This is a genomic window from Pseudomonas sp. WS 5021 (genome assembly GCF_012985535.1).
Taxonomy (GTDB): domain Bacteria; phylum Pseudomonadota; class Gammaproteobacteria; order Pseudomonadales; family Pseudomonadaceae; genus Aquipseudomonas.
Window position 1 is genome coordinate 73597 of sequence record NZ_JAAQWP010000009.1, and the last position, 14410, is coordinate 88006.

A 14410-nucleotide genomic window follows, 5' to 3' on the forward strand; every position below is an offset into this window, starting at 1 on the left:
TATGGGCCCATGGCTCGATGGCATTACTGGCTGGCTGACCCTTAACCCGCAATGGCTGGCCGCGGCGGTGTTTATCGTCGCCTTTGTGGAATGCCTGGCCATCGCCGGGATTATCGTGCCAGGCACGGTGTTGCTGTTCGCCATTGCCGCACTGGCCGGCAGCGGCGCGCTGTCCCTGGGTGAAACCCTGCTGCTGGGCTTGCTCGGCGGGCTGCTGGGCGATGGTATTTCCTACTACCTGGGCCGGCATTTCCACCAGAATATCCGGCGCCTGCCCGGCCTGCGCCATCATCCCGAGTGGATGGACGGGGCCGAGGCTTACTTTCAGAAGTACGGCATCGTCAGCTTGCTGGTAGGACGTTTCATTGGGCCATTGCGGCCGATGCTGCCCATGGTCGCCGGGATGTGCGACATGCCCTTCCCGCGCTTTGCCGCCGTCAGCGTGCTGGCCGCCACCGGTTGGTCAATAGCCTATCTGCTGCCTGGCTGGGCCGCCGGTGCGGCGTTTCGGTTGCCGCTGCCCGAAGGGTTCTGGCCCGAAGCCGGGGTGGTCGCCGCCTGCCTGGCCGTATTGTTCGGCATCGCCCTCAACAGCACCCTGCGCGGCCACCGCCGGGCCACGCTGTGGATGGGCTGCGCCAGCCTGGCGTTGTTGATCGCGATGTTTATCGGCTACCCGTACCTGAACCATTTTGACCAAGGCTTGATGGCCCTGGTCCAGGAACACCGCAGCCCGGCCATGGACCGGGCCATGGTGATGATCACCCAGTTGGGTGAGTTCAAGAAGATGTTCGTCGCCAGCGCGGTGCTGACCGGCCTGCTGTTGCTGGCACGCCAATGGCGCCAGGGGATTTTCGTCGGTGCCACCCTGCTCGGGGCCGCACTGATCAATACCGGGAGCAAGCTGTTCTTTGCCCGCGGCCGGCCAGAAATCCTCGTCGACCCGCTGACCAGCTTCAGCATGCCCAGCGGCCACGCCTCCGGCTCGTTTGCGTTCTTCCTCGCGTTGGCAGTGCTGGCCGGTCGCGGCCAACCGACCCGCATGCGCCTGGCCTGGCTGCTGCTGGGCGCCATTCCGGCCGCTGCCATTGCCCTGTCGCGGGTGTACCTGGGGGCCCACTGGCCGAGCGATATTCTCGCCGGCACCTTGCTGGCCATGACGGTCTGCGCCTTCAGCCTGACCTTGAGCCAGCGCCACAGCCTGCTACCGGCCATGGCGCCAAAGGTGTGGTGGTTGATCGTGCCGGGGTGCGTGGCGGTCCTGGGGTTCTTTGCCCTGACGGGCACCTCCCACGCCTTGCTGCGCTACGCTTATTGAGCTACGCCGGGCTCATCCAATCCACGGGAGCGTAACGCCGCTCGGCGCAGCGCTCCCGGCGCTCCAGCAACATTTCATCGACAATTTGCGCAGCGCGCTCGGCAATGTACTCTGGGCCACGCTCGCCTGCCTGCTGAATCACTTGTGCGGTCACACTGACGAAAAAAGCGTCCCAGACCAATTGCTCCGATGGCGACAATCGAATCATGTTCATTCCCTGATAGTGGTGGCTGAGGCTCCACTATTTCAGGCGATGGGCACGCGGCACCGCTGAAAAATCCCAAGCTGGCGCGGATAAATCCGAGCCTGCCAGGCTCACGGGAACAGCTCGCCCTGCAACTCGTCCAGCAGCAATTGAATGGCGTCCAGGCGCTGCTGGGGGTCGTCGAGTTGCAGCAGTTCGATCTTGTCGGGATCGGTAAACGGCAACAGGTAGGCCAGGCGGTGGCTCAACTCCTGTTGGCCTTGCGCATCGGCGCCCATGTCCAGCGAAGCGACCATCGGGTGTTGCGCCAGGGCCTCAAGCAGGGCCAACAGATCGGCATCTTCTTCGTCCAGCGCTCGTTCGGGCTGCTCTTGCAGCCACTCGACATCGGCCACCAACAACTGATCGCGCTGCACCTGGGCCTCGCGCACGCGAAACCTGCGCCCACCCTCGACCCGAATCCCCAGCAAGCCGTTGTCCTGCTGCTTGAAATCACGAATCAGGGCTTCGCAGCCAATCACCGCATAGCCGTCCGGGGCCAGGCCGACTTCCTGGCCATCGAGGATGCACACCACGCCAAAGCCTTCGTCCTTTTTCATGCAGCGGCTGATCATATCCAGGTAGCGCGCCTCGAACAGCTGCAGGTCGAGGGTGCAGCCCGGGAACAGCACGGTATTGAGAGGGAACAGTGCCAGACTCATAAAGCGTTCCTTAAACCCGACTTAGATCACTAAAGACACGGCCAATGGCAGGAACACCGCCGTGGCCACGCCCATCAGACTCATCGCCAATGCCGCAAAGGCACCGCACTCCTCGCTCTCCTGCAACGCCACCGAAGTGCCGACCGCGTGGGCGGTCATGCCCAGGGCCATGCCCCGTGCCTCCGGGCTATGCACCCCCAGGCGCGACAAAAAGGCCGGGCCGATCATCGCACCGATCACCCCGGTGATCAGCACGAACACCGCCGCCAGTGCCGCGACGCCGCCGATCTGCTCGGCCACCAGCATGGCGATCGGCGAGGTCACCGACTTGGGCGCCATGGTCATCAGCACCATGTGTTCGGCACCAAACCACCAACCCAGCCATACACACAGGCCAGTGGCAAACACGCCCCCCACCACCAGCGTAGTAAAAATCGGCCAGAACAACTGGCGAATCCGTCGCAGGTTCAGATACAGCGGCACCGCCAGCGCCACGGTGGCCGGGCCCAGCAGGATGCTCATGATTTCGGTGCTTTTGCGGTACTCGACATAGGTCAGGCCACACCCCAGCAGCACGCCGATCACCAGCAACATCGAGACCAGCACCGGTTGCAGGAAAATCCAGCGGGTTTTCTCGAACCCCGCCAGCACCAGTTGATAGGCGCCCAGGGTGATGCCGATGCCAAATAACGGATGGTGGATGACCGCCGCCCACGCACCCTGCCAATCGAAGGTCATTGCCCCTCCTCCCGCTGTGCCTGGCGCTTGACCAGTTTTTGCATGAGCACGCCGACAAACGCCATGGCGATCACCAGCGACAACACCAGCGCACCGACGATGGCCCAGAAGTCGGCAGCAATGTCCTTGGCATACACCATCACCCCCACCGCCGGCGGCACCAGCAGCAATGGCAGGTAACGCAACAGGCTGCCGGCCGCGAGGCTCAGCGGTTCACCGACCTCGCCGCGCCACACCAGGTACGCCAGCAGCAACAGCAAGCCGACAATCGGCCCCGGCAAGACCGGCAGGAACAAGTGATTGATCGCCGTGCCGAGCAATTGAAACAACACCAACCATGTAAGACCGCGTAACAACATCCGCCTTCTCCCCAAAAGCCCCCGGGCATTATAAGCATGCCGCCCCTATGAACTGGCATTCGCCAAAAGCATGGTGGGTTGACCGGGCCATTTGCCCATGATGATCTACATTGGTTCTCTGCAATCTACCTAAAACAACAACACCCCTGCCGGTACATGCGTGCCCGCGCCGCCAGGGAGAGATCGATGAACCAAGGAGAGTCGCAATGCCCTTCGTACCTGTAGCGCAGCTCAATGATTATGTCGGCAAGGAACTGGGACGTTCCGCATGGCTCACCATCGACCAGGAGCGTATCAACCTGTTCGCGGAGGCGACCGGCGATTTTCAGTTCATCCACGTCGACCCGGTAAAAGCCGCCCAGACCCCGTTCGGCAGCACCATCGCCCATGGTTTCCTGTCGCTGTCGCTGATCCCCAAATTGATCGAAGACATCCTGATCATGCCCGAGGGCTTGAAGATGGCGGTCAACTACGGCCTGGACAGCGTGCGTTTTATCCAGCCGGTCAAGGTCAACTCCAAGGTGCGCCTGGCGGTGACCCTCACCGACGCCACCGAGAAAAAGCCCGGCCAGTGGCTGCTCAAGGCCACCTGCACCCTGGAAATCGACGGCCAGGAAAAACCGGCCTACATCGCCGAGTCGTTGTCACTGTGCTTCGTCTGATACACCCGTAGGAGCCGGCTTGCCGGCGATAGCGCCAGCAGGCGCGCCATCGCCGACAAGTCCTAATTCACACATAGACCACTAGGTATAGCTTCGCCCGCTGCGGCATACTCGGCGCTCAATTATCCGGATCCCGCTATGCGCCCAATCGTCCCCCTTGCTCTCGCCTTGTTGCTCACCGCTTGCGGCGACGGCGAATCCCTGTTGCCGCCCGATGCCCGGCTGCCGGACGGCGGGCGTTATCGCGGAGATGTGGTCGATGGGCTGCTGCAAGGCCAGGGCCGGGTGGATTACCCCAATGGCAGCTGGTACGCCGGGCAATTCGACAAGGGCCAGTGGCACGGCCAGGGCGAATGGCATGGCAGCAATGGCGAGGTCTATAAAGGCCAGTTCCAGCAAGGCCTGTTCGATGGCCAAGGCACCTTGACCACCTCGGCCAACACCTACGTCGGCGGTTTCAAGCAAGGCCGGCGCAACGGCGAAGGCACCCTCAAAGAGGGGCAGATGACCTATCGCGGCGAATTCAAGGACGACCAGTATTCCGGCCTCGGCCGCCTGGAGCTGGCAGACGGCAGCCAATACCAGGGCCTGTTCGCCCACGGCAAACCCAACGGCGAAGGCCAGCGCAACGACGACAGCGGCAACCAGTTCAGCGGGCGCTTCGTCGACGGCCAGCTGGAAGGCAACGGCACCTTCAACAGCGCCGAAGGCGACATGTACATCGGCCACTTCAAACAGAACCAGCTCAACGGCAAGGGCCGCTACGAAAACGCCGACGGCGACGTGTGGACCGGCGAATTCCGCGAAGGCGCCCTGAGTGGCAAAGGCGAACTGACCGGCGTGGATGGCAGCCATTACATCGGGCACTTCAGTGACTGGCGCTTTACCGGTCAAGGGCGCTTGAACCTCAGTGATGGCAGCTTCTATATCGGCGGTTTCGACAACGACAGCTATCACGGCCAGGGCACCCTGGTGCTCACCGATGGCACGGTGCAGGCCGGGACCTGGGCCAACGGCCTGCGCGTGCGCGATGCCGACGGCAAGCTGTTGCCCGACGCCCTGGAAGTCGGAGTCCTGGCCCAGGGCCATTTGCTCGACGACGCCCTCGCGGCCGTGCCAGCGTCCACCCCGGCCGTCGAGCTCTACAGCCTGGTGGTGGCCGGTGACGGCAAGCAAAGCGTATTCCTGCGTGAGGCAGATTATGTCAGCAACCTGCTGGCCAGCCGCTTCGGCGCGCGCGGGCAGATCCGCCTGGTCAACCACCGCGACCATATCGCCGACCGCCCGATGGCGACCCGCGAAAGCCTGCGCCGCGCCGTGCAGACCCTGGCCGAGCGCACCGGCCCCGAAGACCTGGTGTTTATCTACCTGACCAGCCACGGCACCCATGAACACCAACTGGTGCTCGACCAACCCCGCATGGAGCTGGCCGACCTGCCAAGCGACGAACTGGCTGCGGTGATGGCACCACTGAAAAACCGCGACAAGGTCATCGTGATTTCCGCGTGTTACTCCGGTGGTTTCATCCCGGCGCTCAAGGATGAGCACACCCTGATCATGACCGCCTCCCGCGCCGATCGCGTGTCGTTCGGTTGCTCCGAAGAGGTCAATTTCACCTACTTCGGCGACGCCTTGTTTGCCCAGGCCCTGACCCAGACCGACGACTTGCAGCACGCCTTCAAGCTGGCGCAACGGCATGTGACCGAGCGCGAAATGGCTGACAACTTCGAAGCCTCCGAACCTCAGATCTGGGCGCCCAAGGGCGTGATCGCGCGTTGGCAATTATTGCGTAAACAGCAGGCACGAAAGGCGCTGGAAAGCGTCTCTATCAATAGCAAGGAAGCAAAGAGCAACTAAGCTGAAACTGTATCAAGGGGGGAAACACCATGTACTTGACGCCTCAGCATATATTGCTTGCCGGAGCCTCGGGCTTGACCGGGGAACATCTGCTGGACCGCCTGCTCAACGAGCCCACCGTCACCCGCGTACTGGCGCCCAGCCGCCGCCCGCTGGCCGAACACCCGCACCTGGAAAACCCGGTCGGCGACCCCAGCGTATTGCTGCCACAACTGAGCGGACGGGTCGACCTGGCCTTCTGCTGCCTGGGCACCACCCTCAAGCAGGCTGGCTCCGAACAGGCCTTTCGCGCGGTTGACCTGGATCTGGTCGTGGCATTCGGCAAGCGCGCCCGGGACATGGGCGCACGGCACCTGATCGTAATCAGCGCCATAGGCGCCGACCCAAAATCCTCGGTGTTCTATAACCGGGTCAAGGGCGAGATGGAGCAGGCCCTGCAGGCCCAGGGCTGGCCACAACTGACCATCGTGAGGCCTTCGCTGCTACTGGGCGAACGCCTGGAGACACGCCTGGCGGAGAAACTTGCGGGGCCGTTGTCGCGGCTGATTCCCGGCAAGTATCGCGGCATCGAAGTGTGTGAACTGGCCCGGGCCATGTGGCGCCTGGCGCTGGAAGAGCAGGATGGGGTGCGGATTGTCGAGTCGGATGAGTTGCGTAAGCTCGGCAAGTGAATCTGCGCTGACCGGGCGGGCCTCATCGCGGGCAAGCCCGGCTCCTGCACTCGAATGTATTCACCGATCACCTGTAGGAGCTGGCTTGCCTGCGATGGGGCCCGCCCACACAACATCCACCGCTACAGGCTACAACCCACCCGTCGCATTAAACCCAACCCCCAATACCGTCAACGCCGACAGCGGCAACAGCAGCGTGTCGAGCAGCGCGCTCGCCGGCAGGTCGAGGCCCGGATAGCTCGGCGCTTCGGCACCAAAGCGATCCATCGCACAGCAACCACCCTGCATCGCATAGAGATCCAGGCGCGTGCCCGCATACACCACCGGCGCACCGGGTTTCGCCGCATCCAGGGTGCGTGCGGTGGCGCAGCCCGTCAGGTGCAGCGCCAGCACGATCAGCAGGGTTTTATTCATCGCTGCTCAAATGATGCTCGCCCCAGCGCGGCAGCATGTCCTGAGGGATGTTCAGCAGGTTGAGAATCCGCGCCACCACAAAATCCACCAGGTCATCAATGGTCTGCGGCTGGTGATAAAAGCCTGGCGACGCCGGCAAGATGGTCACGCCCATGTTCGACAACTTGAGCATGTGCTCCAGATGAATGCTCGAATACGGCGCCTCGCGCGGCACCAGGATCAACTGGCGGCGCTCCTTCAAGGTCACATCCGCCGCGCGCTCGATCAGGTTGTTGCACGCCCCGGTGGCAATCGCCGACAAGGTGCCAGTGGAACATGGCACCACTACCATCGCCGCTGGCGCACCGGAACCGGATGCGACCGGTGACATCCAGTCTTCCTTGCCATAGACCTTGATCTGCCCCGCCGCCGCACCGGTGTATTCAGTGAGGAAGGCTTGCATCATCTGCACCTTGGGCGGCAGCGAGACATCAGTCTCGGTGGCCATCACCAATTGCGCCGCCTTGGAAATCAGGAAATGCACTTCGCGGTCTTCGCGCACCAGGCAATCGAGCAAGCGCAGCCCATAAGGTGCGCCGGACGCGCCGGTCATCGCCAGGGTGATGCGCTCCGGCCCGTTCATCGCAGCGCCTCGGCGAGTTTGCCGTGCAGGCCGCCAAAGCCGCCATTGCTCATGATCACCACGTGGGTACCGGGCTTGGCCTGGCTCTTGACCCGTTCGATGATGCCTTCCAGGGAGTCGCTGACAATCGAGGGCACGGTGCAAAGCCTGGCCACGGCTGCCAGGTCCCAACCCAGGTTGGCCGGCGCGTACCACACCACCTGGTCGGCATCGTTGACGCTTTCCGGCAGGCCATCACGGTGCGCGCCCAGTTTCATGGAATTGGAGCGTGGCTCGATAATCGCGATCACCGGCGCATCGCCGACACGCTTGCGCAAGCCGTCGAGGGTGGTGGCAATCGCCGTGGGGTGGTGGGCAAAGTCGTCGTAGATGGTAATCCCATTCACTTCAGCGACCTTTTCCATACGCCGCTTGACGCTCTTGAACGCGCTCAGCGCGGCAATACCCATGGCCGGCACCACGCCGACATGCCGGGCTGCCGCCAGAGTCACCAAGGCGTTGGCAACGTTGTGCTGGCCGGTCATGTCCCAATCGACAATGCCCTGGGCCTCGCCCTCAAACAGTACTTCGAATTTGGAGCCATCCTCGCTCAACAGCTTGACCTGCCATTGCCCGCCCGCGCCGGTGGTTTGCACCGGGGTCCAGCAGCCCATCTCGATCACGCGCTGCAGGGCCGGCTCAGTGGTGGGATGAATCACCAGGCCTTCGCTGGGAATGGTGCGCACCAGGTGGTGGAATTGCCGCTCGATGGCCGGCAGATCGGGGAAGATATCCGCATGATCGAACTCCAGGTTGTTCAGGATCGCCGTGCGCGGGCGGTAGTGAACGAATTTGGAGCGTTTGTCGAAGAACGCACTGTCGTATTCATCGGCTTCGATAACAAAAAACGGGGTATCGCCCAGGCGCGCCGACACCGAGAAGTTCTGCGGTACGCCGCCAATCAGGAAGCCGGGGCTCATGCCCGCGTGTTCCAGCACCCAGGCCAGCATGCTGCTGGTGGTGGTCTTGCCATGGGTACCGGCCACCGCCAACACCCAACGGCCTTGCAGCACATGGTCAGCCAGCCATTGCGGTCCGGAAACATAAGGCAGGCCTTTGTTCAGCACGTATTCCACGGCGGGGTTGCCACGGGACATCGCGTTGCCGATCACCACCAGGTCCGGCACCGGATCAAACTGCGCCGGGTCGTAACCTTGGGTCAGCTCAATGCCCTGGGCCTGCAATTGCGTGCTCATGGGCGGATAGACGTTGGCATCGGAGCCGGTGACATGATGACCCAGCTCTTTGGCCAGGACCGCCATCGAACCCATGAAGGTGCCGCAAATACCGAGAATATGAATGTGCATAGTCGACCTCGTAAAACATCGAGGCAGGTTAGCGTAGGGTGGGAAAAATCGCACTCTTTTAGCGATTGACGTGCGATCTTTTCAGTCATTGATCGTGGCTAGCCGGGACCCACCGCCATTGGGTGTTTATAAGCTGAAATCAGGCCCGGAGTTCGGGACTTCCCTACAACACCGGGGCCTGGAAAGCGACTCAAGGAAATATACAATCACACTCAAACTAACGAATCGAAAACAAGAAAGCCTTACTTAAAAACCCTCATTCTTTGCGCTGCGTCTCCAACTCTCGAATGGCCACTAACCTGCCAATCCCTTTATTGATCGCTTCATTCCTTTTATCAAGCGCGTCTAATCGTCCAGCAGCATCTTGGGTCCCGGGCGTCGCTTCTGCTTTGTAGGGCCTGAAAACAAAATCGTTTTGCGTGGCGACCGCCTCCAGGTTTTTCTCTGCTGCACCGTACAGTTTCTCGAGAGTGTCAAGGCGAGCATCGGTCTCGGTTGGCCAGTTCGGACTTTTCCCAAGAGCCGCGGCTTCGCCACCTTCAGCTAATGTCTGGATCGTATTAGCCGCATACAAATATTTTATCTCGGCGTTTTCCAGGCGCAAACTCACCATTGAGGCGTCTTGCGACCCAGTACTACCTGCTGCCGCCACGCCATTAGGGAGTTTACTCGGGGCTGGCAGGTGAGCAGGAGGTAGTAATGGGGTAGAAGCGGTAAAACTGCCCTTGATACTTTCACCACTCCAGACAGACCCCGCGTAAGTGCCAACACTCAACGGCGTGCTGACAAGCCCATTTATAGAAGCATTCACAAAAGCATCACGGGTAACAGTCTTCAGGGAAGTATCGGTCTTAAACACGCCCGCCTTGACTAGGCGATCTGCCGCAATCAGGTTGGCTGCCACATCACCAAATGTCTTGGGTTGTGCGACCACGGGCTTTGCCGGCCCAGAGAGCGACGAGCCGGGGTGCTGCGTCTTGAACGCAATCTCCCTGAAGTCACTGATTGCCTTGCTGTTGCGAGGGCCGACAGGCACACGGGGGCCCAAACTTGATGTAGGTACAAACTTGCCTTCGAGCCCAATAGTTGGGATTTTGGGCGAATTAAGACTGACCGAGGTCATTCCCCTGGGAAAACCACGGACTTTAAACCCTCTTTTAACACGCATAGAACCATCACCCGAATGCTCACCCGTGCTATTGGCCGCGCTGGAGCCCTGGGCCTGTAACTCATCCGCTACTTCATTTAAATTCGGAGCACCTTGGGTACTGGCTGACGCCTGTTGATTGGAAATACCAGGCATTAAATCTTTCACTTGCAACGGAACCGAAACAGGCAAACCTGTAACATTCATATCATCACCTCAATAGTAAAAATACGTTCATGACGCCTGAACAAAACTTGCCTACGCCTAGAGCCAATCGCTCTAAAATAATGAACCGTCCTTTCACCTTGAGTACGAATAAACTAGCGTTCAGTTCCACTGAGCGGGGAAATTAAAGCAGTCATTACAACTCGCAACATTCCACATTAGCGGCAATAGATTCAAGCTTAAAAAAGCAGAACGCCCGCATTAAATAATTACTTCACATTCACTTCCAACAAAAAACCTCACACCCCCAAGTTAAAACACACTTATCTAAAAGCCGGTTGACTACAGATTTAACCCGTACGGCGCCGACGCGCGACTGAATGCGCCAAGAAAGGCGCAAGAGGGCTGGCGCTGCCCTCGTCTCAATTCAGCCCGCTGAGCGCAGAGCGATGCCATGCTTGCGTAGCTTGCGATACAGCGTATTGCGGCTAACGCCCAACTGCTCCGCGACCAGGGTCATATGCCAGCGCTGCTGCTCCAGCGTGGTCAGCAATGCCAAGCGTTCGGCGTCCTCCAAAGGTTGCTTGCCCCGCTGTACGGAGATATGTGCCTGAGAAGGAACCTGGCGGATGACCGCCGGCAAGTCGTCCAGCCCAACGCGCCCACCGTCACACAGGGCGGCCAGTGTGCGCAGCACCGTACGCAGTTGGCGCACGTTTCCCGGCCAGGAATAATCCAGCAGCGCCTGACGAGCCTCGACAGCCAGTGCTATCGCCTGTCCGTCTGCTTCTTGCGCCAGTAGAAAGTCCAGTAGCTGGGACTTGTCACTGCGTTCGCGCAGCGGCGGCAACGCCACTTCCAGGCCGTTGAGGCGATAGTACAAGTCTTCACGGAAGGTGCCGTTGGCGACCCGCGCCAGCAAGTCCCGGTGGGTGGCGCTGATGATGCGCACGTTCACCGCTTGCGGCTCGCCACCAATGGGCACCACCAACCGGTCTTCCAGCACCCTTAATAGCCGGGTCTGCAAAGCCAGGGGCATGTCGCCGATCTCGTCGAGGAACAGCGTGCCACCATCTGCCTGTTGCAGCTTGCCGCGCATGCCTTCCTTGCGGGCGCCGGTGAAGCTGCCGCCGCGGTAGCCAAATAGCTCGCTCTCAATCAGGCTTTCCGGGATGGCCGCGCAGTTCAGGGCCACGAAGGCTTTGTCAGCGCGTTGGCTGGCGTGGTGTACAGCTTTGGCGAAGGCCTCCTTGCCGGAGCCGGTTTCGCCATTGATCAGCAGTGGCACGTCGCGCTCAAAAACCCGCAGGGCCTTGCGAAAATCATTCTGCAGCGCCTCATCGCCCAGGCAGATGCCCGGCAAGTGCGGCCGCTCGACCTTGGGCGGCGGCGCTACTACCGGGCTGGGCGCGCGCCGGGCTTCGCCACGCAGCACCGCAAACAGGCCGCGCCCATCACGGGTACGCAAGGGCCAACTGGCGCTGGCGTTGGAACTGGCGCGCCCAAGCAAGTCATCCAGGGTGCAGTCGAAAAACATCTCCACCGGCAGGCCCAACAGGCGTCCGCGTGGCTGGCCCAGCAGGTTCTGCGCGCTTTGGTTGAGCGCACAGATCCGCCCTTCACCGTCGAACGCCAACAGTCCTTCGCTGAACAGGCCCACGGATTCGGCCTGCAGGTGGAAACGCAGCAGCCAGTGGTTTTCAAAGTGGCGCAGGAAATAGCAGCTCTCGATCATCTTCGCCGAAAGATTGACCAGCGCCATGGTGTGGAACTGGCTCTGGCGCGACACCGCTTCGCGGGCCGAGGACACGTCGAGCACCGCCAGCAGGTCGCCATGGGGGTCGAACACCGGGCTGGCCGAGCAGGTCAGCCCGGTATGGCGCCCGCGAAAGTGTTCGTCGCGATGAATGGTCAGGGCCTGGCGCTCCACCAGGCAGGTGCCGATACCGTTCGTGCCTTCGCAGGCCTCGCTCCAGTCGGCGCCGAGCCACAGGCCGGCATGCTCGAACACCTTGCGTTCGCTGGGCGCGGTGACGCAATTGAGGATCACCCCTCGCGCATCGGTGAGCAGCACTGCGTGCCCGGCGCCGGAAAGCTGTTGATGCAAATTGTTCATTTCAGTGCCGGCGATGTGCAGCACCTGTTGCAGGCGCTCGCGGCTTTCCAGCAGGCGATCATGCTCCAGCACCGTGGGAGCGACGGTCAGGGCCGGGTCAAGGTGGTAATCCTCCAGGCAGCGCAGCCAGGAGCGGGCAATCGAGGGGTCGCTGCCGGGACCGTGCAGCGGGTCTTGCCCACGGGTGACCGTCAGGACTTGCCGGGCATGGCGGCTGAAATGATCGTTGTGCATATTCTTATTGTTCTCCTGTTGCGTGGGACACACCGCGGACCGGGGCACCCAGCATCCTCCAGGCCTTGGCGCATTGCAATCCCGGGGCGACCCATGGGTCACAGGCTGTACCTTGCATGGCACAAAGTGTCACACAGGCTGTACCAGACCTGTCACAACAACGCCTTGCAACAAACCCAGAACCCTTGATTTACCTGGCCTGCAAGGCACTGGCCCGACCTTTGCTCTACGCTTTATCAAGCGCAGCCACGCTGCACTCCAATAAACATAAGAAGTCAGGAGATACCCACCATGCGTTACGCACACCCCGGTACTGAAGGCGCTATCGTTTCGTTCAAGGCCAAGTACGGCAACTACATCGGTGGCGAATTTGTGGCCCCGGTCGATGGCAACTACTTCACCAATACTTCGCCGGTTAACGGCAAGCCCATCGCCGAATTCCCACGCTCCACAGCCAAGGACATCGACAAGGCACTGGACGCCGCCCACGCCGCCGCTGACGCCTGGGGCAAGACCTCGGCCCAGGACCGCTCGCTGGTGCTGCTCAAGATTGCCGACCGCATCGAACAGAACCTCGAACTGCTGGCCGTCACCGAAACCTGGGACAACGGCAAGGCAGTGCGCGAAACCCTCAACGCCGATATCCCCCTGGCGGCTGACCACTTCCGTTACTTCGCCGGCTGCATCCGCGCCCAGGAAGGCAGCAGCGCCGAGATCAATGAACACACCGCCGCCTATCACTTCCACGAACCCCTGGGCGTGGTCGGGCAGATCATCCCGTGGAACTTCCCGCTGCTGATGGCCGCCTGGAAACTCGCGCCGGCCCTGGCCGCAGGCAACTGCGTGGTACTCAAGCCCGCCGAGCAGACCCCGCTGGGCATCAACGTGCTGATGGAAGTGATCGGCGACCTGCTGCCACCGGGCGTACTGAACGTGGTACACGGTTTCGGCAAGGAAGCAGGCGAAGCCCTGGCGACCAGCAAGCGTATCGCCAAGATCGCCTTCACCGGCTCCACCCCGGTGGGCTCGCACATCATGCATTGCGCGGCCGAGAACATTATTCCGTCCACCGTTGAGCTGGGCGGCAAGTCGCCGAACATCTTCTTCGCCGACATCATGAAAGCCGAACCGCAATTTATCGAAAAGGCCGCCGAAGGCCTGGTGCTGGCGTTCTTCAACCAGGGCGAAGTGTGCACCTGCCCATCCCGCGCGCTGGTGGAAGAGTCGATCTACGACGACTTCATGAAAGTGGTGATGAAGAAGGTCGAGTCGATCAAACGTGGCGACCCGCTGGACACCGACACCATGGTGGGCGCCCAGGCGTCCGAGCAGCAGTTCGACAAGATCCTGTCGTACCTGGAAATCGCCAAAGGCGAAGGCGCCGAGCTGCTGACCGGCGGCAAAGTGGAGAAACTGACCGGCGACCTGGCAACCGGCTATTACATCCAACCGACCCTGCTCAAGGGCACCAACAAGATGCGCGTGTTCCAGGAAGAAATCTTTGGCCCGGTGGTAAGCATCACCACCTTCAAGGATGAAGCCGAAGCCCTGGCGATTGCCAACGACACCGAGTTTGGCCTGGGTGCCGGCTTGTGGACCCGCGACATCAACCGCGCGTACCGCATGGGCCGGGCGATCAAGGCCGGGCGTGTGTGGACCAACTGCTATCACCTGTACCCCGCGCATGCGGCGTTTGGTGGCTACAAGAAATCCGGTGTGGGCCGTGAGACGCACAAGATGATGTTGGATCACTATCAGCAGACCAAGAACCTGCTGGTGAGCTACGACATCAACCCACTGGGCTTCTTCTAAGCCTCTAAATGGTACGCCGCTCCTACATTTGAAATGCAACCAA

14 protein-coding genes are annotated in these 14410 nt (G+C 61.2%); 5 read left to right on the forward strand and 9 right to left on the reverse strand.

Annotated features, from left to right (window positions below; genetic code table 11):
• Position 1: 1 nt before the first annotated feature.
• The gene (locus HBO19_RS24245; RefSeq protein WP_169951229.1) at positions 2–1318 is read left to right on the forward strand and encodes a bifunctional DedA family/phosphatase PAP2 family protein; all 1317 of its coding nucleotides are present in this window, start codon (positions 2–4) and stop codon (positions 1316–1318) included.
• Position 1319: 1 nt separating this feature from the next.
• Here HBO19_RS24245 and HBO19_RS24250 read toward each other — a convergent pair whose 3' ends face one another.
• From HBO19_RS24250 to HBO19_RS24265, 4 genes are all read right to left on the reverse strand, one after another.
• A complete protein-coding gene (locus HBO19_RS24250; RefSeq protein WP_169951231.1) occupies positions 1320–1526 on the reverse strand; it encodes a hypothetical protein in 207 nt (68 codons plus the stop codon).
• Positions 1527–1633: 107 nt separating this feature from the next.
• A complete protein-coding gene (locus HBO19_RS24255; protein ID WP_170041669.1) occupies positions 1634–2224 on the reverse strand; it encodes an LON peptidase substrate-binding domain-containing protein in 591 nt (196 codons plus the stop codon).
• Between the two features lie 21 nt (positions 2225–2245).
• A complete protein-coding gene (locus HBO19_RS24260; protein WP_076964939.1) occupies positions 2246–2962 on the reverse strand; it encodes an LrgB family protein in 717 nt (238 codons plus the stop codon).
• A complete protein-coding gene (locus HBO19_RS24265) occupies positions 2959–3321 on the reverse strand; it encodes a CidA/LrgA family protein (RefSeq protein WP_057438999.1) in 363 nt (120 codons plus the stop codon). The genes HBO19_RS24260 and HBO19_RS24265 overlap by 4 nt, the downstream gene beginning before the upstream one ends.
• 206 nt (positions 3322–3527) lie before the next feature.
• Between HBO19_RS24265 and HBO19_RS24270 the strand changes: the two genes are divergently transcribed.
• The 3 genes from HBO19_RS24270 to HBO19_RS24280 all read left to right on the forward strand — a co-directional run bounded on the left by HBO19_RS24270 (position 3528) and on the right by HBO19_RS24280 (position 6511).
• A complete protein-coding gene (locus tag HBO19_RS24270) occupies positions 3528–3983 on the forward strand; it encodes a MaoC family dehydratase (protein WP_169951243.1) in 456 nt (151 codons plus the stop codon).
• A gap of 138 nt (positions 3984–4121) precedes the next feature.
• Positions 4122–5840: a C13 family peptidase gene (locus HBO19_RS24275; RefSeq protein WP_170058470.1), complete on the forward strand. Its 1719-nt coding sequence runs from the start codon at positions 4122–4124 to the stop codon at positions 5838–5840.
• A 29-nt stretch (positions 5841–5869) separates the two neighbouring features.
• Complete coding sequence (locus HBO19_RS24280; protein ID WP_170041668.1) at positions 5870–6511, forward strand: oxidoreductase; 642 nt, start codon at positions 5870–5872, stop codon at positions 6509–6511.
• 129 nt (positions 6512–6640) lie between these two features.
• Here the strand turns inward: HBO19_RS24280 and HBO19_RS24285 are convergent, their stop codons facing one another.
• From HBO19_RS24285 to HBO19_RS24305, 5 genes are all read right to left on the reverse strand, one after another.
• Entirely contained in the window at positions 6641–6925 is a 285-nt protein-coding gene (locus HBO19_RS24285) for a YceK/YidQ family lipoprotein (RefSeq protein WP_169951252.1), read from the reverse strand.
• A complete protein-coding gene (gene ubiX, locus HBO19_RS24290) occupies positions 6918–7547 on the reverse strand; it encodes a flavin prenyltransferase UbiX (RefSeq protein WP_169951254.1) in 630 nt (209 codons plus the stop codon). Before ubiX ends, HBO19_RS24285 begins: the two co-directional genes overlap by 8 nt.
• Positions 7544–8893 carry a UDP-N-acetylmuramate:L-alanyl-gamma-D-glutamyl-meso-diaminopimelate ligase gene (gene mpl, locus HBO19_RS24295; RefSeq protein ID WP_170041667.1) on the reverse strand — a complete coding sequence of 450 codons (1350 nt, stop codon included), beginning with the start codon at positions 8891–8893 and terminating at the stop codon, positions 7544–7546. Before mpl ends, ubiX begins: the two co-directional genes overlap by 4 nt.
• Before the next feature lie 256 nt (positions 8894–9149).
• Positions 9150–10247, reverse strand: a complete 1098-nt coding sequence (locus HBO19_RS28610) for a hypothetical protein (protein WP_262376925.1) — start codon at positions 10245–10247, stop codon at positions 9150–9152.
• Positions 10248–10632: 385 nt separating this feature from the next.
• On the reverse strand, positions 10633–12555 hold the full coding sequence (locus HBO19_RS24305; protein WP_170041666.1) for a sigma-54-dependent Fis family transcriptional regulator: 1923 nt from the start codon (positions 12553–12555) through the stop codon (positions 10633–10635).
• Positions 12556–12846: 291 nt separating this feature from the next.
• Here HBO19_RS24305 and HBO19_RS24310 point away from each other — a divergent pair, with 291 nt between their 5' ends.
• Positions 12847–14367, forward strand: coding sequence for an aldehyde dehydrogenase family protein (locus HBO19_RS24310; protein ID WP_169951264.1), 1521 nt, complete (start codon positions 12847–12849; stop codon positions 14365–14367).
• Positions 14368–14410 lie beyond the last annotated feature (43 nt).